Origin of the sequence: Rheinheimera pacifica (assembly GCF_024809855.1) — a bacterium.
GTDB lineage: Bacteria > Pseudomonadota > Gammaproteobacteria > Enterobacterales > Alteromonadaceae > Alishewanella > Alishewanella pacifica_A.
In genome coordinates, this window is record NZ_JANUEM010000007.1 from 163,062 (window position 1) to 187,415 (window position 24,354).

A 24,354-nucleotide genomic window follows, 5' to 3' on the forward strand; every position below is an offset into this window, starting at 1 on the left:
AAATGCGGAGCACCAGAGATGACTAATTCAATCTTACGTTATGAGCAACCGGGCTCATCAGTGGTATACCGTTTTATTGATCTGATGATTTTATGCGGCGTGTTTCTCGCCAGTATGCATCTGTATGGCGTGCCACTTGATAAAGATTATCTGATATTGCTCAGCGTTTCGCTGGCAATATATTCTTACTTGGCAGAGTCAGTGCAGCTGTACCGCTCGTGGCGGGCAGGCCGGTTTTCCCAGATGCTAATCCATGTTGCCGCTATTCATACGGTGTCCTTCTTATTAATTGTTGCCGGTTTGTTCTTGTTAAAAGAAGCCGAGACTTTTTCGCGCCTGGCATTGGTTAGTTGGTATCTGGGCGGCTTAATGGTGCTGTTGTTATGGCGGGTTTCTGCCAGAGCGATGAAAACCTGGCGCCGTAAGCGTGGTTTGAGCCTGCAACAGGTAGCCATTATTGGTTTAACGCCGTCTGGCGTAGCCCTGCATAACGAAATAGCACAACATTTTGAGCTGGGTTTTAACTGTATCGGCTTTTTTGATGACCGCGTACCCGATCGTCTGGACGGCCTGCCAACAGAGTCGCTGCTGGGCAGCGTAGAAGATGCGGTGCAAATGGCCCGTACAGGCAAACTGGTAAAAATTTATATCTGTTTGCCGATGATGGCCGAAAAACGCATTGCAGACATTATCAGCCGCTTAGGTGATACCACTGCGGATGTCTTGATAGTACCAGATTTCCTGTTTAAAAATCTGATGCATGCCCGTATTGGTAACGTCGGCAGTATTGACACCATCAGTGTGTTTGAATCACCAATGTTTGGTTTTCAGAGCTTTTACAAACGCAGCTTCGATGTACTGTTCAGCGGTACTGTGCTGCTACTTATTTCGCCGCTGCTGCTGATGATTGCCGCCGCTATTAAGCTCACGTCCAAAGGGCCGGTATTGTTTCGTCAGGACCGTTATGGCCTGGATGGTAAAAGAATTGGCGTGTACAAATTCCGCTCAATGAAAGTGATGGAAAATGGCGGCGCAGTAACGCAGGCCAAACGCAACGACAGCCGGGTTACTGCCGTAGGTGCTTTTTTACGCCGTACCTCGCTAGATGAGCTGCCACAGTTTTTCAACGTACTGCTGGGTGAAATGTCGGTTGTCGGGCCAAGGCCTCATGCGGTGGCACATAACGAAGAGTACCGTAAGCAGGTTGCTTATTACATGCTGCGGCACAAGGTGCGCCCCGGGATTACCGGCTGGGCGCAGATCAACGGCTGGCGCGGTGAAACCGACACCCTGGAAAAAATGGAGATGCGGGTAAAGTATGATCTGGATTATATCCGCAACTGGTCGCTGTTTTTTGATGTGCGAATCGTATTTAAAACAGTGTTTAAAGGCTTTGTTGATAAAAATGCGTACTAACAGGAAGACAGATGTATTGTAATGTGATCTTGTGTCGGTCGGTGCTGGCGGTGTTGTTGTTTGGCAGTATAGATTTATCTGCACAGGAACTGGTACGCAATGCCATCAGAACTGAGTCTGGTATTGATTTTATTCCGGAGCTGCGTTTTGAGCTGCGCCACGATGACAACATTGCTAATGCGCCTGAAGCTGAGCGCAGTAGCTGGATTTCGTTGTTAACGCCTAAGCTTACTGCGCAGTTATTATCTGGCCCTAACGAGTATCAGGCGGCACTGGAGCTGGCATCCGGCAGTTATCTTAGCAGCAGTGATGACAGCTACCTGGATTGGAATTTTAGTACCGCAGCGTTAGTGGAATTGTCGCACCGGCACCGGTTTGATATTAAAGGCCGCTACGCTGCCGCACATGAGGCCAGAGGTACCGGTATTACTGAAGGCCAGGGAAATAACCTTACTGAACCTGCCGACTTGCGCTTATTTAGTGTGCAGGGTGCCTACGAATATGGTGCTAAAAACAGCCGGACCCGGTTGCGTTTACTCACCGCATATTACGATAAAGATTATCGTAACTACGAAGCACTAACACAGTTTCGTACTTACCACAGCATCAAACTGGGTACTGAACTGTATTACAACACCGGCGCTAACACCCGGCTGATCACGGAAATCAGCCGCTTACACACCCGTTATGATAATACCGATATCAGTGGCAGCCGGGATAGCGACACTATGAATTACCGCCTGGGCGGCCGCTGGCAACCCAGTGAGCTAACCTCAGCAGAGCTGCGGTTTGGTTACCAGAACCGCCAGTTTGACAACCCGCAGCGGCAGGATTTCTCCGGCCTGGCCTGGGAGACTGCAGTGCAGTGGGCACCGCTGAGTTATTCCCGTTTTAATCTCAGTACCGGCCGTCAATCAAAAGAACCTGATACACAAGGTGATTTTGTTAAAGAAACCCATTACAGCCTGTTCTGGCATCACCAATGGCAGCCGCTGTTCAGCAGCAGTTTGGGTGTGAAAAGAGTAAATGACGACTACACCGGTTTTGACCGGCGCGACAGGCTGACCAGTTACCAGCTAAGTGGTAAATACTCGCTGTTACCGCAGCTGTTGTTAAATGCCGGTGTGCGGCTACACCGTAACAATTCTTCGCAGGCAAACATTGAATTCGATAAAAATGAAGTCTTTGTTGCTGTGCAGTTCGCGTTATGAGGATCAAGATGTCAAATCGTGTTATAGCCGCCGTACTCTTCTGTTTGTTTATTGGCTGGCCGTTAAGTGCGCAAGAGCAATATGTACTGGGCCCCGGTGATCTTATCGTGATTAAAGTATACGGGCAGGACGATCTGGAGCTGCAAACCCGGTTGACAGACAGTGGCACGATAAATTATCCGTTTCTGGGTAAGTTGCAACTGAGCGGAAAAAGCATCAAACAGGTTGAGGCATTAATTTATCAGGGCCTTAAAGGCGACTATCTGGTTGAGCCTAACGTATTTGTTGGCATGGTAGAGTACCGGCCGTTTTATATTCATGGTGAAGTAAAACAACCTGGTGCTTACCCATATCAGCCTGGCATGACGGTAAACCAGGCTATTGCGCTGGCTGGCGGCATGACAGAGCGCGCATCCAGAGAAAAAATCCGCATTTCCCGCGAAGGTGACAAAAACCAGAATGAAAACGGCAGCCTCAGCAGCCGTATTCTGGCTGGTGATACTATTACTATCGAACAGAGATTTTTCTGATTATGGCTGTGTATTCGAGTGAAAAACCGCTGGCATCAGGTGAGCAACTGGTTGATGTCAGCAAGTTGTTTGGCGTAATTGGCCGTTTTAAATGGCGCATATTAATACTGGCCTTTAGCAGTGCCATTTTAGCTGCCAGTATTGCGCAAAATATGACACCAATATACCGCTCTACTGCTACCTTGCTGATTGAGGCACAGCAGGCCAGAGCAATTAAAATTGACGAAGTGTATGGTTTTAATTCAGCACAGCAGGAATATTACCTGACACAGTTTGAAATTTTAAAATCACGCTCTGTTGCCGAACGGGTGTTCGACGAGCTGTCACTGGCAGGGCATCCGGCCCTGCAGGGCAAACCTTCATTAAGCAGCAAAGCTAAAGCGTATGTTAAATCACTGCTGAGCCCGCCGACATCGGCATCAGTTGACTCTGAGCTAAGCAGTGCTTTAACGCATAAGCGCAGGCTGGACAAATTTAGCAGCGGCATTCAGGTAAATCCGGTACGCAAAACCCAATTGGTAAACCTGAGTTATCAGTCGTCTGATCCACGTCTGGCACAGGCAGTAGCCAATGCTATTGGCGAGGCTTATATCTCCAGCCAGCTTGACGCCAGATTAGGTATCACGCAAAAAGCCAGCAGTTGGCTGGGGGGCCGTATTGGCGAGTTGCGTGAGCGTTTGGAGCAATCAGAGGCCCGGCTTGAAGCGTTTCGTGCACAACATAATCTGGTTGATGTAGAAGGCGTAACCGCGCTGGATGCCCGCGAGTTAGAACGACTAAACGAAGAGCTGACAGATGCGCGCTCGAAAAAAGCTAAAGCCGAAGGTTTTTTAGCACTGGTGCGTCAGTTTGATCAACACGATGTATCGGGGCTGGAGAGCCTGCCTGAAATTACCTCACATCCGTCGGTACAAAATGTTAAACGTGAGGTTATGGCAGTAGAGCGCAAGTATTCTGAGCTTAACAAGGTATACGGGCCTAAACACCCGAAAATGATTGCCGTGCAAGCCGAATTGCTAGCGGTAAATAATAGCCTGCGTCAGCAAATAAACCGCCTGATAGAAGGGATTGAAAAAGAAGCCCAAAGTGCAGAAAGGCGGTTGGCTTCGCTGGAGCAGCAATTTAGCCGCACTAAAACGGCATTTTCCAGCCTGGGATCAGTTGAATCAGATTACCGCCGGTTACAGCGCGAAGTAGAAACCAACCAGTTGTTATTTGAAAGCTTTTTTGCCCGGCAGAAAGAAACTGAAGTAACCGGCGATTTTGATGCTCCTATCGCCCGTTTTACTGACCGTGCTGTATTGCCATCAGAGCCGGTTAAACCGAATAAAAAGCTGATTGTTATACTGACGTTTATGTCAACCTTGTTGCTGGGTGCCATCATTGCCTTGCTGCAGGATATGCTTAACGATACCGTTAAAAATACTGCTGATATAGAGCAGGTACTGGCCCAGTGTGCACTGGGTTATTTACCTAAAGGCCAGAAAAAGAAAAATGAGCAGCAGCGCAGCCTGGCGTATTTTGATCCGAAACAGCGCCGTTACAGCGAGTCGGTGCGTAATATCCGCACAGCGTTATCATTAATGGCGCTGGATAAACCACTGCAGGTTATCGAAATTACCTCATCGCAGCCACAGGAAGGTAAAACCACGGTAAGTATCAATCTGGCGTTTGCTTTTGCGGCGCTTGAGCGCGTGCTGTTAATTGATGCCGATTTGCGTAAACCTTCAGTGGGCTCACGGTTTAATTTGCCAGCGTACCAAAGTGGTTTAGCCAATATATTGTCGCGCACTGCAACACTGGACGAATGTATTGTTAAAGATGTGCAGGAAGGGGTTGATGTTATGCCTGCCGGTGCTATACCGTTAAACCCGATGGAGCTGCTGGCAGGTAATGGCCTGCAAAGCTTACTGGCTGAGCTAAAAGGGCGCTATGACAAAATTATTATTGATACCGCGCCGGTACAGGCGGTGAGTGATCCTTTGCTGATAGCACCGCACGCTGATGCCGTGGTGCTGGTTGTTAAAGCGGATCACACCCGTATCCCGCTGGTGCAACACACACTAGGACAATTACATCAGGCCCATGCCCGGGTGTATGGCGTGGTACTTAACCAGATGAAAATGAACAAAACCGAGCCTTATTATGCCAATTACGGTGTGTAAACCGGTTACCGGCAGACAGCATAATGATGTTTGACCTGCATAACCATATATTGCCCGGCGTAGATGATGGCGCCAGAGATATGGCCGAAGCGCTGGCTTTGCTGCAACTGGCACAGCAGCAGGGTATCAGCCATATGCTGGCAACACCGCACCTGCATGCCGGGCGTTATAACAACAGTGCAGCCTCTATAACTGAAGCCATAACTGCGCTGCAACAGGCAGCAAGTGCTGCAGGTATTGACATAACCCTGGCCGCAGCTGCCGAGGTGCGTATCGGCGCAGAAATATTGCCATTGATTGAACAGCAACAACTGCCCTTTATTGGCCGTTATCAGGGTAATAAGGTGTTGTTGCTTGAATTGCCACATAGCCATATTCCGGCAGGTAGCGATAAGCTGCTGGCTTGGCTGGCACGGCACGATATTACCGTAATGCTGGCGCACCCGGAGCGAAACCGCGATTTTTTGGCCATGCCGGATAAAATTAAGCCGTTTATTAAAGCCGGTTGTTTGTTTCAGCTAACGGCTGCAGCGCTTGACGGTGATATGGGATTGGATGTTAAAACCTTAGCGCAGCACTGGTTAAAGCAGGGGCTTTACCATGTTATTGCCAGCGATGCGCATTCTGTTAAACGCCGCCCGCCTAAACTACAACTGGCATACCAACACTGTTGTCAGTTGGTGGGTGAAGAGCAAGCCAAGCAATTATGTGTACTTAACCCGGCACAACTGGCCGGGCCGGTATTTAGCGCCGGTATACTGTTAAATTAGATACTTTTCAGATTAAAAACAGGTATCCAGGTTTTGCAGCAGGTTGTAATTATCGTCAGCCAGCCACAGGCTGCGCCATTTATCAAATGTCAGACAGGGGTGTGAAGTCCCCAGCAACACCATGTCACCGATCTGTGGTTCAATGCTATTGTCGTAACGCCAGAAAGCATGCTGATCCATCACTTTGCTGGTTTCACACTGGCTGAGCTTATCACTTAGCAATTGGCCATTACGGTAAATAGCCATGGCCTGGGGCAGGCCGGCATCAAAGGCGGCATCACGTTTACCAAACCCCAGCACCGCCAGCCCGGGTTCCGGCAATGATTGCACATAAGCTGCCAACTCAAGCGCGTTTTGTAAGTCTTCGCCTAAACGGCAAGCGGTATTGCTGCGGGCCAGAACCTGCTGTTGGGCCTGCTGGTAAATACCAACATCATGGCTGATATAGCAGCCCGGCCGCAGCACTATCTGCATACTGTCGGGTAAGGTAGCTTTTTTTAGCTCTGCCGCCACTATGTCATACCAGGCCGAGCCAGCACCGCTGATCAGTGCTGTGGGGTATTGCAGCAATTGTTGTCTGAACAGCGCTTTTGCCAGTGCAGCGGTCTGTTGCACAAACTGGCGCACACTGCGTGCGGTATCTGCACTTTTAATTACGCCTTCATAAAACTCTACACCTGCAAGGCTAAGCCCGGGTAAGGTTACCAGTTGCTGTGCCAGTTCAACGGCCTGCTGATTAGTGCGGCAACCACAACGTCCGCCGGGTACGCCCAGCTCTATCAGCACCGGCAAACATAAGCCTTCTGCGCTGAAAAAAGCCGATAAAGCGCTGGCATTATCAATATTGTCGATGCAGACATAAATCTCGTTACCGCTGGCCAGCAGTGTGGCAATCACTGCCATATTCGCTTTACCTACCAGTTGATTCGCCAGGATCAACCGTTTGGCGCCAGCCTGCACGGCTACCTGCGCCTGATAGGGCGTGGCTACGGTAATACCCCAGGCACCGGCCGCAAGTTGCTGTTGAAATAACCAGGGCGTCATGCTGGTTTTACCGTGTGGCGCCAGTAACACACCGCTGGCATCAGCAAAGTTCTGCATCCATTGCAGGTTATGTTGTAGTGCACTGTGTTTCAGAACAACTGCAGGCAGGCAGATATCCTGTTGCAGCAAGTTTAACTGCTGTTGGTTAGCCAGGGGGCTTGCAGATTTTTGCTGTATATTTTGGTACTTCATAACATCATGCTCTTGGCTTGTTAATGTTTATATCGCTTTAATTTTGGTAAATTGCTGTAATAAAGCCATATTGATATTTACTTTTATGTTGCTTTGGTACAAAGTACCGTTCTGCTTCAGTTAAATGTTACTTTAGCAAAGGTTACTGAGTAACACCATAAGCAAATGGATAAAACGATGAGTTATGAAATAGATGTGCTGTCGCGTATCTCAGAGCGCTTTGTTGAAATGAGTGAATCTGAGCAAAGAGTGGCTCAGGTAATACTGGATAATGTGAAAGCAGCGAGTGAAATGAGTATTGCCAGGCTATCGGAAAGTGCTGGTGTCAGCCAGGCCACCGTTACCCGTTTTGCCCGCACGGTAGATTGTAAAGATGTACGGCAGCTTAAAGTTAAGCTGGCGCAATCGTTAGCGGTAGGGCAGCGCTTTGTGGAAGAAACGCCTGATCTGGACGGTATTCAGGGTGTGTATGAAGCGATTAAAAATACGCTGGATCTAAGCCGCAAGTTATTGGTCGAGGCCGATATAAAACTGGCGGTCAGCTATTTACAAAATGCACGGATGATCTTTTGCATTGGCATGGGTGGCGGCTCATCTATTGGTTCGCAGGAACTGCAATACCGTTTGTTTCGCTTTGGCATGCCGGTATGCAGTTATCAGGATGGCTTACTAACACGCATGGTAGCTGCTGCCGTTGAACCGCAAGACGTTGTGGTCGCTATTTCATTAACCGGTAACACCGGTGAAATTATCGATTCTGCGGCTATTGCCCGCCAGTATGGCGCCAAAGTTATTGCTATTACCAAGCCGGGTTCACAGCTTGCCGCCAATGCTGACATTGTGCTGGGGTTACAGGCACCGGAAACTGACTTTATCTACAAACCTTCAGCGTCACGTTATGCCATGCTGGCCATTATTGATGTGCTGGCAACTGAAGTAGCCAAGCTGAATAAACGTAAATCGCGTGACAAATTGCGCCGGGTAAAACTGTCGCTCGACAGCCATCGCGGCGGTGATGATCGTCAGCCACTGGGAGATTAATCAGCAATGACTATAAAACGTTATGGTGTGGACGAAAGCACCGGCACCGGCGGGCAAAAATTACCCTTTGCCAAAGCGGTGGAAGCCGCAGGCTGGCTGTATGTGTCTGGCCAGACACCGATGCGTAATGGCGAGGTGGTAGAAGGCGGCATTGTGGAGCAATCTGAGCTGGCCCTGAAAAACTGCCTGGATATTATGCAACAGGCGGGCTACAGCCTGGCTGATGTGGTGCATGTAAAGGTGTACCTTACCGATGCACGCTATTTCAGCAGTTTTAATCAGGTGTTTCGCCGGATATTCAGCGAGGCACCACCGGCACGGATCTGTGCAGTGGCTGATTTGGTGGTTGACTGCAAAGTAGAAGTTGACCTGACATGCTATCGCGCCGACAGAGCCTGAGATGAGCAGCAGCCTGTTTTTGCTGGGGTTTGGCCTGTATCTGTTGCTGATGATAGCAATAAGTTATCTGGTATCACGCAAACAGCATAGCAGTGAAGACTTTTTGCTGGCCGGGCGTAATGTGTCTGGCGGCCTGACATTTGGTACGACTGTCGCCACCATGATTGGTACCGGCACCAGTATGGGGGCAGTAGGCTACGCCTATCAGCACGGTTGGGGTGGTATGTTGTATGGCATCGGCGGAGCCATCGGCATTTTATTAACTGCCTGGTTATTTGCCCCGCTCAGGCGTATGCGTTTTATGACGATGAGCGAAGAGCTGAGTTATTACGCCGGAGCTAACCTTTGGGTTAAGCATTGCAGTGCGGTGATGATTTTTCTGGCGTCACTGGGCTGGATGGGCGCACATATTATCGGTGGTGCGTTGTATTTGTCCTGGGCTACCGGGTTGGAGCTTTTTTACAGCAAGCTGTTAATTGCTATGGCATTTACCCTGTATGTGATGATAGGCGGTTATCGTGCAGTAGTTTGGACAGACAGCCTGATGGCACTGATTTTATTTGCCGGCTTTTTGCTGATGAGCTATGCCGCTGTGCAATCTGCAGGTGGTGTGATGGCGCTGGGTACGGCTGTTGCCTCAGCCAGACAACAGGGCATGATGCAGCAACTGCCGCTGCTGCCTGCTATTTCACTGGCGGCAGTCGTTAGTGTGGGAGTGCTGGCAACACCTTCGTTTCGCCAGCGTATCTATGCTGCGCGCAGTATTGGCACCGTGCGGCGGTCTTTTGTTTTTTCCGGTGTATTGTATCTGCTGTTTGCTGCACTACCGGCAGCAATTGGTATTGCTGCGTTTTCACTGGCACCACAACTTGAAAACCACCAGTTTGCTTTTACTACTATAGCGGTGTTGGTATTACCCGCCACGCTGGCGATGTTGGTGTTGCTTGCCGGGCTGTCTGCTACGCTATCGTCGGCCAGCTCTGATGCTATTGCGGCGGTGTCGGTACTGATCCGTGATTTTTATCAGGCAATCAGCGGCGCTATGCCGCCGCCGGATAAAGCCATTTTATATGCCCGTCTGTCGGTGCTGCTGGTGTCTGGTATAGCTTTGCTACTGGCGTTGTTGTCCGATGATTTGATCCGCTATATCAGCAATATGATTGCAACGCTGATGTCCGGCATGTTTGTTATAGCAATGCTGGGCCGGTTTTGGCCGCGGCTTAACTGGCAGGGTGCTTTAGCCGCTATGCTGGCAGCTATTACCACATCATTGCTGTTGATCAGTCAGCCACTATGGCTGGCTTACTGGGGGAACCCCTGTTTACCGGCGGTTGCCTGTGCCTTGCTGGCCGCTATAACAGTAAGCCTGCTGACTCCACCATGCCGTATCAGCCGGACAGAAGCACTGAAACTGATCAGTGAGCAACGTGAAGAATATCAAGCTGTACCTGAAACACTGTCGCCGGGATCACTGCCTGAGCGGCGATAAATTATCGAGGAACTATGCGTATTTTTACGGCGTCTCTGGCCACTGAAACCAATACTTTCTCACCCATGTATACCGATGTGCACAGCTTTTATCAGAGTTTTTATGCTGCGCCGGGCCAGCATCCGGCCACACCTACGCTGTGCAGTGCACCGTTAGTCGCTTGCCGCGAATATGCTCAGGCACACGCCGGTACAGAAATAATTGAAGGCAGCTGTGCCTGGGCAGAGCCCGGTGGTTTACTCAACCGACAGTCATATGAACTGCTGCGGGATGAAATACTGCAGCAACTACGCGAGGCTATGCCGGTGCAGGCAGTGTTGCTGGGGTTACACGGTGCTATGGTAGCGCAGGGCTATGACGACTGTGAAGGCGATTTGCTGCAACACATCCGCGCTATTACCGGGCCAGACGTAATTATCGGCGCTACGCTCGATCCGCACAGTCATTTAACCGCTGCGCGCTTGCAGGCCGCTAATTTACTGATTGCATTCAAAGAGTTTCCACATCTTGATTTTATGCAGTGCGCACGTGAACTGGTAAAACTTGCCGTAGCTGCAGCACAGCGGGAGATAACACCCAGCATGAACAGCTTTGATTGCCGGATGATAGATGTGTTGCCTACCAGCCATGAACCGATGAAGTCTTTTATTGCTAAGGTACGGCAGACAGAGCAGCAGCCTGGCGTGTTGTCTGTGTCGGTGATCCACGGTTTTATGGCTGGTGATGTGCCTGATATGGGCTCGCGGTTATTGGTAATAACCGATAATCAGCCACAGCTTGGTCAGCAACTGGCACGCCAGCTTGGCCTGGAATTGTTTTCATTTCGTGGCAAAACCCTGCCAGAGTTTCATAGTATCAACGCAGCACTGGATTTGGCGCAGCAATGCAACACCGGCACCACAGTGCTGGCAGATGTCTGGGATAACCCGGGCGGTGGCGTAGCCGGAGACGGCACCCTGATATTGCAGCAGATTATTGCCCGCGGCTTAACCGGCGTTGCGGTGGGCACTATTTGGGATCCAATGGCGGTGAAGCTGTGCTTTGCAGCCGGAGAGGGCGCAATAATAACACTGCGCTTTGGCGGGAAAAGCTGTGCCACAGCCGGGGCGCCAATAGACAAAGAGGTTAAGGTTGTCCGGCTAAAGGCAAATGCTCAGCAGCAGTTTGCTGACAGCAGTGTGCCTATGGGCGATTGCGCCTTGATAGCCTTTGACGGTATTGAGGTTATTTTAAACAGTAACCGTTGCCAGTCGTTTGATCCGAGTTTATTCCAGGCCCTGGGTGTCGAGCCCCGGCAGCAAGGGCTTTTGCTGATAAAATCAACTAATCACTTTTATCAGGGGTTTGCGCCGCTGGCTGCACAAATTTTGTATGTTGATGCCGGGGCGCCATACCCCAGCGATCCTAAGCGTAATGGCTACCGTAAGCTTAGCCGGCCACTCTGGCCCATTACAGAGCAGCCGTTTGACTAAGCTTATATTTACTAAGCTCATGTTTAATAAGCTAAAGCAGTATCCGCTCAATACAGCCACATTGCTGTATTGTGACATAGAGAGTGCTGTCATCCTGGTTCAGGCTGACATTAGTCGGCAGAGCTTGGTTTAGCCGGTATTCCTGCAGGATCCGGCCTTCGTCATCCAGCTTTACTACTGTACCTTTACCGTAGCGGGCGATATATAAATTGCCCTTACTGTCAAAACGCATACCATCGAGGCCAAAATCACTGAATTGGGCAAACAGTTGCTTATCGCCCAGCGAATTGTCGGCATTAATGCGAAAACGCCACACTCTGCGCTGGATACTCTCATTAACATATAAAAATTGCTGATCGGGGCTTACGGCAATACCATTGGTTGTACCCATGTTGCCGTCGAGTAAGTGGCTGGAACCATCAGTGTCTATACGCCACAGCTGCCCGGTGTTATTGGCCCAGTTGGGATCGCTGGCAAAAATAACGCCGCTTTGCATAATGGCCAGATCATTAGGCTGGTGCATGGCCTTATTATGCGCATATACCTCAAGCTTACCCTGTGCATAACGCAGAATATTATGGCCGGTGTAATCAGCAATAAACATGGCGCCGCTATATAAACTGCCTGCCGGGCCAAATACGATACCGTTGCCCGTGCTGCCCTGTGGCAAGGTTAAATATAAGCTGGCTTGCCCGTAAGGCGTTACTTTGCCAATGTTTCCTCTGTGAGTCGTGCTGTTATCAGTTGCATTGCTCTGGCCAAAGTTAACCGCATAAAGGTTACCGGCGCTGTCTACAGCCGGGCCTTCAACCGCTGCACTAAAGGTATTTGCTGCTACCCAAACATGGCTGTGCGGAGCATTGTTAAACAACTGCTGTAGCGGGCGGTGCAGGGCAATAATCATTTCCTGTGAAATAGCGTTGGCTTGCTGCAGTTGCCAGGCTATTTGCTGGCGCAAAGTATTTTCTAACGGTGTTTGTGAACTGATACTGTTAAGCAACAATTGCCCAGACCGGCTCAGTGCACTGATTTGCTGCAGCTCAGGTATATAGGGTTTTAACCGCTGATGCGCAGGCTGACCGGCTGCTTTTATAAGGGCATTGGCAGCACCCTGCCATTGTTGTAATTTCTGTAGCAGCCAGTTACTGTCTGCGGCCTGCCGGTTTGTTAACCAATCTTCAGTTACCTGGGAAAACTGCCGTAGCTGCGGGTTTTCGGCTGGCAAAAAGTCTGCTAATTGATCCAGCGGAGCCTGTTGATGGTAGAGTTTTGCAACAGATTTCTGGTGCAGCCGGTGATAATAGTGGGCTGGCTCCAGCACTTCGCTCAGTAGTGTCAGCCTACCGGCAAGCTTACCTGCAATAGCCTTAAAACCGGCATCTTGTTGTGCAGTATGCAGCAGGTAGCCGTCGCTGCTGAGTTGCTGTGTGATATGTTGCATACGCCGGTGCAATGCTTTTTCATCGCGTACTGCGGCGTTTGACCATAAGCGTTCAGCAACAGCAAAACCGTTTGGCCAGAGCCGTATGTCAATATTATCTGCTGTAACCAGCTCTCCCCATAAGGTAATTTCGCCGCCCAGAATGTTTGCGCGCGTAGCCTCGCTGATATTGGGCGCTTGCAGGTTAAAAGGCAAAGCGGTTGGTGCATCTTGCTGCAATGCCAGGGCCTGGCCGCTCACCTGATAAGGGGCATTACCCACTGTGAGCTGTCCATGAAGGGTTACTCCCAGCTGAAACTGCGCGCTAAGTGGCCCCATCCAGCTGTCAACATTAAAAGAGAGGGTATTGGCATTAAGGACAACATCATTGAGCATTACCGCTTTGCGCCCGCTAAATTCAATTGCCCCTTTAACGGTACCATCCTGAAAGTTAAGCAGCAGTAATCTGCCTGATATCGCATTACCGCGCAGCCGCTCGAAACTAAACTGCCAGGCTGACCACTGCTGTAGCTGAGTCAAATCTGTTGCTGTTGTCTGCAACAGCGGATCGTTGCGGTAGTGGTATCCGGCAAACTGGGGTTGGTCAAGATAATATCCGGTTGACAGGATTGCCGTATGCCCGGCAGCTGCGGCCTGATACAAAGATTCAGTGCCACGCCAGGATTGCACCAGCACTGAGTTGGGTAAGTTGCTGTCGAGTACTTCATCCCAGCCAATCATATTGCGGCCCAGTTGCTGTAAAATCTGTTGTAAACGGCGGTTGAAATAGGCCTGCAGTGCAGGCGCATCATCAAGTTGTTGTTGCTGCATAAAAGCTACAATATGTGGCGTAGCCAGCCAGTGATCACTGAGTACTTCATCGCCGCCAATATGCAGATAAGGATCGGGAAATACGTCGGCAACTTCAGCCAGTAACTGCTGCAAAAATGGATAAAGCTTTTCGTTTGTCGGGTCAAGCACAGCCGGATGCACGCCCCAGTGCTGCTCTGGCCTGGCCGGGCCAGGCTGGCTCATAAACTCAGGGTAGGCTGCACCAAGTGCAGTGGTATGGCCGGGTAAGTCAATTTCGGGCACCACCCTGATACCGCGATCTGCCGCGTAACGCACCAATTGTTTCAGCTCAGCCTGAGTATAAAAGCCATCAGCGCCGCCAATTTGTTGTAGTTTGGGGAAATGTTTTGATTCAAACCGCCAGCCTTGATCATCAGTTAAATGCAGGTGCAAAACATTAAGTTTGGCCGCTGCCATCAGGTCTATCTGCCGTTTTAACACTGGCAGAGGTAAAAAGCGCCGCGCCGGATCAAGTAACAGGCCACGCCAGCTAAAGCGCGGCTGGTCATTAATGGTTGCAGCGGCAATTTTACCGTTGTCAGTCAGTTGTAGCAGCGTTTCCAGCCCGCGCAGAATACCGGTTTCTGCTGCTGCACTGAGGGTGATCTCAGTGTCAGTAATATGCAGCTGGTATTGCTCTGGCATATCCGGCTGAGGAACGGCACCAGCAGCTGCGGGTTGGCCGCTTAGGTTTAATAACAGCTGCCGGGATGCCGAAAGCGGAATGTCAAAACCTGCTCTTTTGCTTAAACGGGCAGTAAAACGAGCGGCTGCAGCCTGTAGCTGTGGGTTATCAGGCGATATTTTTATTGTAAGCCCAGGCTTCAGATCAAAGTAACCTTCACTTTGCTCAATAGCGGCGGGATATGGCAACACTGCTACTGCCGCATGCAACGGTATAGTGCTTAACAACAGCAGGACATAACAACAGATTAAACGCATAACACAGATCACTTCATTGTTACTTGGTAACATATTAATAAGCAATAAAGAACTGCTTGTCTAGAATTCAATGCTATATAAGACAGTTTTTTCGTCGAATTATGTTTACTTTTTAATCTTCGTGGTACAAAGTAACATCATGGCCTGACATATTTGGTAGTAATGGCGGCTTTAAACAGGAAGAGCAGGGCAGGTGCATCACGGCTTTGTCGGCGCTAACGCGGTTGACAGGTTGCATGGATTACAACAAGAACAGAAGAGACTTAAACTATGTCTGAATTACTGAGCGATAATTACAAGTATAGTAGCAAAAAAAACCGGTTAAGCCTGGCTATTACCGCTGCATTGCTGGGGCTGAGCCCATGCTGGCTTGCGGCGCAGACTTTGCCGGAAAATGACAGCGGTGTCATTGCTGCAGAAACAAACGAACCGGTAGAGGTTATTGAAGTAAAAGGTATCCGGGGCAGCCTTAATAACGCGCAGAACCTGAAACGTTTCGCCGATACCGTGAAAGACGTTATCACTGCTACTGATATAGGCGCGTTGCCGGACAAATCAGTTACTGAAGCACTACAACGCGTACCTGGTGTAACTATAGAGCGTTTCGCCTCTTCTGATGATCCAAAACACTATGCCGATGAAGGTACCGGTGTTTTGGTACGTGGCTTGGATCGGGTGCGCTCTGAGGTTAACGGGCGCGGAGCATTTAGTGCTAACCCTTGGGGTGGTTTGAGTTATGAAGATTTCCCGGCCGAGTTGCTCGGGTCGGTAGAGGTGGTGAAAAACCAGACTGCAGATATGATCTCCGGTGGTATTGCCGGTACAGTTAACCTGGTTACCCGCAAACCCTTTGATTCAGATGACCGCTTGTTCTCTGTTAATGCCAAAGCAAATTATGGTGACTTCCGGGAAGAGGTTACACCATCTTTCTCTGCACTGTTTTCTGATAACTGGGAAACAAAAGCGGGTAAGTTTGGCTTTCTTATCGCAGGTTCTAAATCAGAATATAAATCGCGTGGTGACGGTATTGGTTTAGGTAATTTCCATTCCCGTGGCGACGCCTTTGTTCCTACGCTGGACGAATGGGGTGGCATTACCGGGGTAGATCCTGATTCACCGGTTGATGGCCCGGCTTTACCAGGGCAGCCTGCTGGCAGTGTTTGGCATGTGCCGGTTGCTATTCATATGAGCACAGCTGACAATGACCGCAAACGTACCGGTTTTACCACATCGCTGCAATGGGCAAATACCGATGACACAATCGTCGCTACTTTCGAGCATATTAATTCTAAGGCTTCGTTAGAATGGAATGAGCGGCAAATCGGCCAGGCCGCACAAGGCTTCAGAAGCTTTATGGGATCGTCGCAAAACTGGCGGGACGATGCGGCAAACGGCCATCCGTTAACAGTAGAGAACGGCTATGTCACCTCAGGGGTTGCACTTGGTGTTAGCCCTGAAACGCCATTCTTCTACCGTAGCCGCTGGAACTACAACGAGAATACCGTTAAAGACACCTCATTTAACCTTAAGTTAAAACCTACAGATCGCCTGGCGCTGAGTTTTGATTATCAGCGGATAGATTCAGAAAAGATAGTGCATAATTACAGCATGTCGGGCCAGACCCGTGGTAATCATGTGCATGTGGTATCACCATACTTTCTTGATATGCGCGGTTCCCGCCCGACTGTTGAGTTTCTCAGCGATAACATTCTGACACCGGGCTGGTCACCAAACGATGATTGGAACGGACCGGTGCCGAATTTGTTTTTGGGCAGCGGCATGGAGCAGGAAGAACGCAATACTGCCAAAGCCAACAGCTTTAAATTTGATCTCAGTTATGAGCTGGATGGCTTTTTTACCGGTATTAAAACCGGGGCTTACTACACCGATAAAGACTTAACCGTGCGCGATACAGCTTATGAAGGCTGGTCTGCTATTGGTACACCCTGGGATATGAATGACCGTAATGCTGCCGCTGCGGTAAACCGGCCTGAGTTGTTTGAGCGGGTTGATTTTTCAGATTATTACAACGGTAATGTGCTGATAGGTAACGTTAATAACTTTTTATTCCCGAGAATGGATCTGGTAAGAAACTATGCCGATTCATTACGCCAGGGCTGTCAGGAAGGCTGGCACAACGCAACACTAAGCGCAGCCAATAATGGCGTTTGTACCGGCACCTATGTGCCTTATGCCGACAAGCCTAACCGTGTTGAAGGGCCATTTGCTGCGCATAACATCAGCTCATCGAATGAAAAGCGCACAGAACTTTATGTGCGCGGTGATTTCGAGTTTGATGGTTTGGAGATCCCGGTAAAAGGTAATATAGGTTTGCGCTATGTTAGCTACGAGCTTGAATCTACCGGTGCCTTTGTGCAGCCTTTAACCAGTAAACGGGGCGAGCCGGGCACGTCGCTTAACAATGTGATGCAACAAGCCGAGTACAGACGTTATTACGACCTTGCGTCCGGCGAGTCGCAATTGAGTACAGTAAAAGGCACAGATTACGACACCATACTGCCAAGCTTAAACCTGAACTTTGGTATTGCCGATGATATAGTCGTGCGTTTTGGGGCATCAAAGGGGTTGTATTACCCAAGCCTGGTAGATGCCCGTAATATCAGCCTGTTAGATCTGGATTACACCCGCCGCCTGCAAACTCCGGGGCAGGATCAGGACGAAGTGAATAACCCTGTGGTAGGGCTGGATGATATCGAAGTTACGGCATTAGCTGGCAACCCGTATCTGGAGCCGGAAGAGTCGATCAATCTGGACTTAACGACAGAATGGTATTTTGCGCCAGCCGGTTACGTGACTGTCGGGGTTTTCCACAAAAAACTGGATAACATTATCCGCAACCGCCAGTTTGATATGAACATTACATACAACGGCGAAGATTACGACGTATCCGCTTATGGCCCGGCCAATACCGGCTCGGGTAATATCCGCGGCGTGGAGTTTTCCTACTCGCAGTTCTACGACCTGCTCCCAGGTGCCTGGAGTGGTTTAGGCTTACAGCTTAATTTTACCTATATTGATCAAAGTGGCCTGGCAGACCCTAACAACGTGGCTGAAGGTACACTGGGTTTTGATGAAAACGGTAACCGTATAGCAGATAACCGTAATACCTTCCGGGTATTTGGTGGTTTACCATTGCAGGGATACTCAGATCAAAACCTGAACATTGTCGGCATGTATGAATACAACGATATTTCATTCAGGCTGGCTTATACCTGGCGCTCTGAATATCTGTTAACTCTGCGGGAGTCTGAAGAATATGTGCCTGCTTATGCTAAAGCATCGGGCATGATGGATGCCAGCTTGTACTACACCATTAATGATAACTGGAAAATTGGTATTGAAGGCAGTAACTTGCTGAAAACTGAAACTAAAACCCAGTATCAGATGAACCAGGCAGGCGACAGAACCGATGCCTTAAGCTTTACCACTGACCGGCGTTATGCGCTAAGTGTCAGGGCAGTGTTCTGATGTTTAGCAGGTTCAGTAACTAAGTTAACCACGGGTGGTTATTAATGCTTCTCCCGGCCTTAGCCCGCTGCAGGGCTAAGCTAATAATCACCCGTTCACCCGCCTATTTGCCATTGGCTTTGTAGCGCAAACCTTGCCCTAACAGCCGGAAATACTCTAACCATAAAGTGCCGACTTCAGAACATAAGGTATCATCCGGATATACCCCCAGCTCCGCTGCTTTACTTTTTAGCGTACCCGATACTAAAAAACTGTTTTTCAGGTTTTGCTTTTGCAGCACTTTTTCAAAGGCTCTGGCAGCCATTTCTTCCGGCATTGCCAGGTATAAACGGTTTTGTGCAGCGTCTAGGCTTCGACAATGGTTAAAAAAATCACTGCTACCTTTACCATCGGCAGATAAAAACAGTTTTTTATAGGCATCATCCAGTAACGAATTGAAATAATGCGGAATTATAGTTTTATGCTGTAGCCAGCAGCGGCTGGAAAATTGGTTACGCGTAGCGTTATCGCCAAACATTTTGCCAGCGATATAGTGATCAAAGGCATGAAACCACTCATGTGCCAGGCTGCCGCCACCGGCATTTTTCGCAAGAGCCAGAATACGCCCCTGCGGCTGATAATGCGCACATACTCCGGGCTGCCCACCAATGCCGAAGGTTAGCGCTAAGCTGCCATTTAGTGATATTACCTGCGGTGGTACCTGTAACAGTTGTTGCAAGTCACAAAAGGCATCGAAAAACAAATTTGCCGCCAGTTGCTGCTCAGCGGTAGTTACCCAGCGGCCAATATGAATGCTGTTAAAAGCAAAAATTTTTACCAGATCGGCAAAGCTAACATCTGCACCGCCGCGGTGTGGCGGGCCATTGCGATAATACTGGCGCTGTATGCGTGGGATAGACGTTGTCATGTGCGGATAATAGCGATAATCCTACAATAGCGAAACTGGCGGTTTAACATAAACCGGCGGTAAAAACCGGTATTTAGTCGCAGCAGCATTGCCCGCACATTGCCAAGCCCGCGCTGTCAGGGTAGTTTGCCGTTATAACAATATACAAAAATCATGGGAGCAACATGCGCAGCCACATCCATAGCACTTTTGTAATCAGTGCCATTTTTTCCGCTTTAAGTACCAGTTTTACTGCCTCGGCGTTGCCGGAATTTCCCGGCAGCCAATATAGTAACAGCGTGCCCGGTACCGAGCAGGTGCTGGGCTATAAACTGGGCAGCCGTATCTCAGAGCCGACGGCAATACTGCAGTATTTTACCACCCTGGCCGCGCAATATCCGCAGCAGTTAAAGTTGGTACCTTACGGAGAAAGCTGGCAGGGACGGCAGCTGTTTTATGTGGTTATCGGCTCTGAGCAAAATATTGCCCGTTTAGATCAGCTTGAGCAGAATATGCGTAAACTGGCAGATCCGGTTAATACCAGCGAAGCGGATGCTAAAGCCCTGATTGAACAACAACCGGCCTCGGTATGGATTGCCAATACGCTGCATGGTAATGAGTTAAGCCCGGCTGAATCGTCTATGGCGCTGGCCTGGCATTTACTGGCCGACCAAAGTGAGTTTACCCGCAATATTCTCGCTAATACGCTGGTATATATTGACCCGCTGCAAAACCCGGATGGCCATCATCGTTTTGTCAGCCGTTATTACGCGACTGCCGGTATGGAACATTCTGACGATCGCTTATCGGCCGAGCAAAATGAGCCCTGGCCTAACGGACGCAGCAATCATTATTTGTTTGATATGAACCGTGACTGGATAAGTTTAACCCAACCGGAAAACCGTGGCCGGGTTAAAGCCTTACAGCATGTTTATCCGCTGTTGTACGTGGACTCGCATGAAATGGGCGGCGATATGACGTATTACTTCAGCCCGGAAGCCGAGCCTTATAACCCGCATATTCAGCAGGCGCAGCGTGAAGTATTAGACTGGGTTGGGCAAAACAACGCCAAGTGGTTTGACCGTTTTGGTTATCACTATTTTACCCGCGAGATTTTTGATGCGTTTTACCCCGGCTACGGCGCCAGCTGGCCGTTGTATCAGGGCAGTATCGCCATGACCTATGAAATGGCCTCAGCGCGGGGCCACCATTACCGCCGTAGTGACGGCACTGTAGTCACCTTTGCTGATGGTATCCAGCGTAATTTTGTGGCTTTTATGGCCACGCTTGAAACCGCCAGCCAGCGCGCCAAACCTTTGTTGCAGCGGTTTTATCAGTACCGTAAAGATGCTGTGGCACAAGGCAGTAAAGCCAAAACCCGCAGCTATATTTTTCCGGCCCAGCGCGATAAAGCCGGGCATCAGCGGTTAACGGCATTGCTGACAGAGCAGGGTATAAAGGTTACCCGGGCAACAAAAGCATTCAGTGCCTGTGGTAGGGATTACCAAAGCGGCGCGTATGTTATTGACAGCGCCCAAAGCACTTACCATTTACTGCGCACTTTGCTGGATACCGACGTGCCAATGGATCAGCCGTTTATTAAACAGCAGGAAGCGCTAAGGGCAAATAACTTGCCGGATCAGATATACGACGTAACAGCCTGGTCGTTACCCCTGATGTTTAATCTGGACATGAATGAATGCCGTGCCAGCGTAAAAGTAGAAGGTGTCACCGTAACCGAACAGCGGATTTTGCCAGGTAATATTAACCGCCCCGATGCAACATACGGCTTTATTGTTGCCTGGGATGGTATGGATGCTGCCCGTTTTGCCGCAGAAGCACTAAAAGCCGGTGTGGTGATGCGTAGCAGCGACTTACCTTTTACCCATCAGAACGGTACGCGTTACCCATCCGGCAGTTTAATTATTGCCAGAGCAGATAATAATACTGAGCTTAATCAAACGCTTGAAAAGCTTTCCAGGCAAAGTGGCGCAGTACTGCAAGGGGTAGACAGCAGCTGGCATACTGCTGGCCCAAATGCCGGTTCTGCCAATATGGTACGGTTGCAACCGGTAAAAGTGGCCATGTTGTGGGATGAACCAGCCAGCAGTTTAAGTGCCGGTAGTGCCCGTTTTGTGCTTGAGCGTGAATTGGGCCAACCGGTAACGGCTATCCGGCCTGCGCAGTTAAAACATGCCGACTTAAGCCGGTATCAGGTGTTGCTATTGCCAGCGAGTGCCGGTGGCAGTTATCAGCAGGCGCTGGGCGAGGCTGGCTACAGTAATATCCGCCACTGGACAGAGCGTGGTGGCGTATTAATTACGCTGGGCAACGCAACTAATTTTGTGTTAGGCGGGGAATCACCAATGCTTGCCAGCAAACGCGAATACAAGGCCGGTGACGATACTGCTGTTGATAGCAATACTAAAGATCAGGTTGCCGGTACGGTATTAAATACCGAGCAGTACCAGCAAATGCTTAAAGCAAAACAAGCCCGGCCGGACTGGGTGCCGGGGTTTTTGGCAAAAGCTGAAGTTGATCAGTCGCACTGGTTAACTGCCGGCTTACCGGCCAGCGTCAATACAGTGTATGTTGGCAATGAAATTTATCAGCCGCTGGCAATAAATCACGGCCGTAACCTGCTGAAATTTGCTGGCGCCGATGAGGTTAAAGCCAGTGGTTTTGTCTGGCAGGATAACCAGCAGCAAATTGCGCATAAACCCTTGTTAATGTGGGCACCACAGGGCGACGGTATGGTAATAAGTTTTACTCAGGAACCAAATTACCGCGCCTATGTTAATGGTTTACATATCGCGTTGGCTAATGCGGTACTGCTGGCACCGGCGCATAGTGGTGCTGTGCGCTAATACTTTATTTATTAATTGCCGCAGGTAAATGTTGCCTGCGGCTTCTGATATAACCCACCAGATTACTGCTTAAAAATGCCAGCTCCATTAATACCGCAACCGGTGAGCCCACCAGCAGGTTATGGATAATCCACGACGTAGCACCAATCGCCATCAGCAGCCGTACCAAAGATACGTTTTTCTGGAAACTGCCGATAGTGCCGACAACGGCAGCCAGATAGGGCAGTAGGTTAACCGGGCTGGTATAGCTATATACAATTAACAGTGTTGATAATGCCAGAAAACAATACATCCAGCGCTGACGCGGGCTAATGGCTGCCACCAGAAAACGCACTGCGGTTAAGCTAACAAAGCATGCTGCCTCGTACTGGCCTAATACGGCAAAATGGCTGGCATTGAGCAACGCAGAGACAAACCAGAATTTCAGCATACTGGCCCTGTCATAGCGCTGAAAAGCCACAATACCACTGATAAAGGCCATAGCGGCTAAACATTGAGACAAGGCAAAACTGAGGCTTATGTCTGGCAAGAAAAGGGCTCTGGGTTACTGATCAGGATGGTTATAGTACCGGATTTAGCCGCCATCTGCCTGCTGCAGATGGCATAAGTTATAATCAGGTACCGCAAAAAGTATTCTTTACAAGCTGCTGTGGCTTTGGCGGCAGGGCAAAGTCAGCATTATCGTCTGACAACGTATAAGGCGTTGCCAGCGCCTGATGCAGGCGGTTAAACAAGGTTAAATCAGCGTGCTCTGTTGCCTGTGCAATAGCTGCTGCCACTAAGTGGTTACGTGCGATAACAGCCGGATTGGTAGCGTCCATTTGCTGGCTTATCTGTGTCATGTCAATGCTTTGCTCAGTAAGGCGCTGTTGCCACCTAATGGCCCAGCTGGCCCAGCCTTGTTTATCTGCAAATAATTCTGCGGCACCAGCGTTACTGTCACTTACCGAGCGGCTGAGTAAGCGAAAGCTCTGGCTGAAATCAACAGTGTTCGCGCTCATCAGGTTAAGCAGATCGCGGATCAACAGCTCATCAGTAGCTGTGGGGCTAACAATACCGATTTTGGCCGACATCAGCTGTAAAAATTCGGCTTCGTTCTGGCTGTTAAAGCCTTGCAATACTGCTGTTGCCAGCTCTACAGCCTGCTTTGGTTGAACACTTAGTAGCGGCAGCAGGCTTTCAGCAAAACGTGTCAGGTTCCAACTGGCAATACGTGGCTGATTGCCCCAGGCGTAACGGCCTTGCGTATCGATAAAGCTATATACCTGCGCCGGGTTAAAACTGTCCATAAAAGCACAAGGGCCGTAATCTATGGTTTCACCGGCAATACTCATATTATCGGTATTCATTACGCCATGAATAAAACCCAGGCTCATCCATTTGGCAATCAGCTTTGCCTGGGCGGTTACCACTGCTGCCAGCAATGCCAGATAAGGGTTTGTTTCGCTGGCACATGCCGGGTAGTGCCGGTTAATAACGTAGTCGGCAAAGGTTTTTAACCGGGCATGATCGCCTCTGGCAGCCAGATACTGAAAACTGCCAATGCGGATATGGCTGCTGGCCACCCGGGTAAGCACGGCACCGGGCTCTGCGGTTTCGCGTTGTACCCAATCGCCGGTTAATACCGCTGCCAGAGCGCGGGTAGTCGGTACACCCAGCGCATACATAGCTTCACTGACTAAATATTCGCGTAATACCGGCCCCAGTGGTGCGCGGCCATCGCCACGGCGCGAAAACGGTGTTTGCCCAGCACCTTTTAACTGTATATCAACGTGCTGGTTGTTTGCAGTTAGCACTTCAGCCAGTAATAACGCCCTCCCATCGCCCAATTGCGGCACAAAATTGCCAAACTGATGTCCGGCATAAGCATGTGCCAACGGGCTGGCCCAATCAGGCACGGTATTGCCGCTAAATACCGCCAGGCCTTCGTCTGAGTGCCAATACTGTTGTGGTAAGCGCAATTTTGCCGCCAGTTCAGTATTAAACGCCAGCCACTGCGGGGCCGGAACCGGCGTAGGATTGCAGGGTTGCGAAAATGGTGCTCCAAGGGCCGCCAGGCTGTGCTGAGTATTAAAACTGTTCATAGCAAATACTTCGTTTTGATAACGATTGTCGCTACAGTGTACACGAAGTTGACAGAGCACTACAGCGCCTGTGTTAGCCGTTTTT

General features: G+C 49.8%; 16 protein-coding genes. 11 read left to right on the forward strand and 5 right to left on the reverse strand.

The features are described from left to right. The first annotated feature begins 18 nt into the window (after window positions 1-18). From M2404_RS11430 to M2404_RS11450, 5 genes are read left to right on the forward strand one after another with little or no spacing between them, the layout of a single operon-like run. A complete protein-coding gene (locus M2404_RS11430; RefSeq protein ID WP_259239866.1) occupies window positions 19-1,416 on the forward strand; it encodes an undecaprenyl-phosphate glucose phosphotransferase in 1,398 nt (465 codons plus the stop codon). 11 nt (window positions 1,417-1,427) lie between these two features. Continuing rightward, complete coding sequence (locus tag M2404_RS11435; RefSeq protein WP_259239867.1) at window positions 1,428-2,627, forward strand: outer membrane beta-barrel protein; 1,200 nt, start codon at window positions 1,428-1,430, stop codon at window positions 2,625-2,627. An 8-nt stretch (window positions 2,628-2,635) separates the two neighbouring features. Beyond that, the gene (locus tag M2404_RS11440; RefSeq protein ID WP_259239868.1) at window positions 2,636-3,157 is read left to right on the forward strand and encodes a polysaccharide biosynthesis/export family protein; all 522 of its coding nucleotides are present in this window, start codon (window positions 2,636-2,638) and stop codon (window positions 3,155-3,157) included. Between the two features lie 2 nt (window positions 3,158-3,159). Further along, window positions 3,160-5,322, forward strand: a complete 2,163-nt coding sequence (locus M2404_RS11445) for a GumC family protein (RefSeq protein WP_259239869.1) — start codon at window positions 3,160-3,162, stop codon at window positions 5,320-5,322. 23 nt (window positions 5,323-5,345) lie between these two features. After that, entirely contained in the window at window positions 5,346-6,092 is a 747-nt protein-coding gene (locus M2404_RS11450) for a tyrosine-protein phosphatase (RefSeq protein WP_259239870.1), read from the forward strand. 12 nt (window positions 6,093-6,104) lie between these two features. Here the strand turns inward: M2404_RS11450 and M2404_RS11455 are convergent, their stop codons facing one another. Next, a complete protein-coding gene (locus M2404_RS11455) occupies window positions 6,105-7,328 on the reverse strand; it encodes an amino acid deaminase (RefSeq protein WP_259239871.1) in 1,224 nt (407 codons plus the stop codon). A gap of 177 nt (window positions 7,329-7,505) precedes the next feature. Here M2404_RS11455 and M2404_RS11460 point away from each other — a divergent pair, with 177 nt between their 5' ends. From M2404_RS11460 to M2404_RS11475, 4 genes are read left to right on the forward strand one after another with little or no spacing between them, the layout of a single operon-like run. Then, window positions 7,506-8,369 (forward strand): MurR/RpiR family transcriptional regulator, encoded by an 864-nt coding sequence (locus M2404_RS11460; protein ID WP_068232005.1) that lies wholly within the window; start codon window positions 7,506-7,508, stop codon window positions 8,367-8,369. A 6-nt stretch (window positions 8,370-8,375) separates the two neighbouring features. Next, window positions 8,376-8,768, forward strand: a complete 393-nt coding sequence (locus M2404_RS11465; protein ID WP_259239872.1) for a RidA family protein — start codon at window positions 8,376-8,378, stop codon at window positions 8,766-8,768. Between the two features lies 1 nt (window position 8,769). Next, entirely contained in the window at window positions 8,770-10,257 is a 1,488-nt protein-coding gene (locus tag M2404_RS11470) for a sodium:solute symporter family protein (RefSeq protein WP_259239873.1), read from the forward strand. Between the two features lie 14 nt (window positions 10,258-10,271). Continuing rightward, window positions 10,272-11,729, forward strand: coding sequence for a M81 family metallopeptidase (locus tag M2404_RS11475; protein ID WP_259239874.1), 1,458 nt, complete (start codon window positions 10,272-10,274; stop codon window positions 11,727-11,729). Window positions 11,730-11,760: 31 nt separating this feature from the next. On the opposite strand, the gene M2404_RS11480 is transcribed toward M2404_RS11475, so the two are convergent. Further along, window positions 11,761-14,943, reverse strand: a complete 3,183-nt coding sequence (locus M2404_RS11480) for a family 20 glycosylhydrolase (RefSeq protein ID WP_259239875.1) — start codon at window positions 14,941-14,943, stop codon at window positions 11,761-11,763. 270 nt (window positions 14,944-15,213) lie between these two features. On the opposite strand from M2404_RS11480, the gene M2404_RS11485 reads away from it, so the two are divergent. After that, on the forward strand, window positions 15,214-18,432 hold the full coding sequence (locus M2404_RS11485) for a TonB-dependent receptor (protein WP_259239876.1): 3,219 nt from the start codon (window positions 15,214-15,216) through the stop codon (window positions 18,430-18,432). A gap of 103 nt (window positions 18,433-18,535) precedes the next feature. Here the strand turns inward: M2404_RS11485 and M2404_RS11490 are convergent, their stop codons facing one another. Further along, entirely contained in the window at window positions 18,536-19,339 is an 804-nt protein-coding gene (locus tag M2404_RS11490; protein WP_259239877.1) for a CLCA_X family protein, read from the reverse strand. A gap of 164 nt (window positions 19,340-19,503) precedes the next feature. Between M2404_RS11490 and M2404_RS11495 the strand changes: the two genes are divergently transcribed. After that, on the forward strand, window positions 19,504-22,185 hold the full coding sequence (locus M2404_RS11495; RefSeq protein ID WP_259239878.1) for a M14 family metallopeptidase: 2,682 nt from the start codon (window positions 19,504-19,506) through the stop codon (window positions 22,183-22,185). 4 nt (window positions 22,186-22,189) lie between these two features. Here the strand turns inward: M2404_RS11495 and M2404_RS11500 are convergent, their stop codons facing one another. Together M2404_RS11500 and M2404_RS11505 are read right to left on the reverse strand one after the other, a co-directional pair. Continuing rightward, the gene (locus M2404_RS11500; RefSeq protein ID WP_259239879.1) at window positions 22,190-22,714 is read right to left on the reverse strand and encodes a YgjV family protein; all 525 of its coding nucleotides are present in this window, start codon (window positions 22,712-22,714) and stop codon (window positions 22,190-22,192) included. A gap of 85 nt (window positions 22,715-22,799) precedes the next feature. After that, a complete protein-coding gene (locus M2404_RS11505; protein ID WP_259239880.1) occupies window positions 22,800-24,269 on the reverse strand; it encodes a protein adenylyltransferase SelO in 1,470 nt (489 codons plus the stop codon). Between the last annotated feature and the right edge of the window lie 85 nt (window positions 24,270-24,354).

Bases quoted from the DNA above. Each gene is read 5' to 3' on its own strand.
- M2404_RS11445 (WP_259239869.1), top strand. From the start codon at position 3,160: ATGGCTGTGTATTCGAGTGAAAAACCGCTGGCATCAGGTGAGCAACTG.
- M2404_RS11495 (WP_259239878.1), top strand. From the start codon at position 19,504: ATGCGCAGCCACATCCATAGCACTTTTGTAATCAGTGCCATTTTTTCC.
- M2404_RS11470 (WP_259239873.1), top strand. From the start codon at position 8,770: ATGAGCAGCAGCCTGTTTTTGCTGGGGTTTGGCCTGTATCTGTTGCTG.
- M2404_RS11465 (WP_259239872.1), top strand. From the start codon at position 8,376: ATGACTATAAAACGTTATGGTGTGGACGAAAGCACCGGCACCGGCGGG.
- M2404_RS11430 (WP_259239866.1), top strand. From the start codon at position 19: ATGACTAATTCAATCTTACGTTATGAGCAACCGGGCTCATCAGTGGTA.
- M2404_RS11450 (WP_259239870.1), top strand. From the start codon at position 5,346: ATGATGTTTGACCTGCATAACCATATATTGCCCGGCGTAGATGATGGC.
- M2404_RS11485 (WP_259239876.1), top strand. From the start codon at position 15,214: ATGTCTGAATTACTGAGCGATAATTACAAGTATAGTAGCAAAAAAAAC.
- M2404_RS11505 (WP_259239880.1), bottom strand. From the start codon at position 24,269: ATGAACAGTTTTAATACTCAGCACAGCCTGGCGGCCCTTGGAGCACCA.
- M2404_RS11455 (WP_259239871.1), bottom strand. From the start codon at position 7,328: ATGAAGTACCAAAATATACAGCAAAAATCTGCAAGCCCCCTGGCTAAC.
- M2404_RS11460 (WP_068232005.1), top strand. From the start codon at position 7,506: ATGAGTTATGAAATAGATGTGCTGTCGCGTATCTCAGAGCGCTTTGTT.
- M2404_RS11435 (WP_259239867.1), top strand. From the start codon at position 1,428: ATGTATTGTAATGTGATCTTGTGTCGGTCGGTGCTGGCGGTGTTGTTG.
- M2404_RS11475 (WP_259239874.1), top strand. From the start codon at position 10,272: ATGCGTATTTTTACGGCGTCTCTGGCCACTGAAACCAATACTTTCTCA.
- M2404_RS11490 (WP_259239877.1), bottom strand. From the start codon at position 19,339: ATGACAACGTCTATCCCACGCATACAGCGCCAGTATTATCGCAATGGC.
- M2404_RS11440 (WP_259239868.1), top strand. From the start codon at position 2,636: ATGTCAAATCGTGTTATAGCCGCCGTACTCTTCTGTTTGTTTATTGGC.
- M2404_RS11480 (WP_259239875.1), bottom strand. From the start codon at position 14,943: ATGCGTTTAATCTGTTGTTATGTCCTGCTGTTGTTAAGCACTATACCG.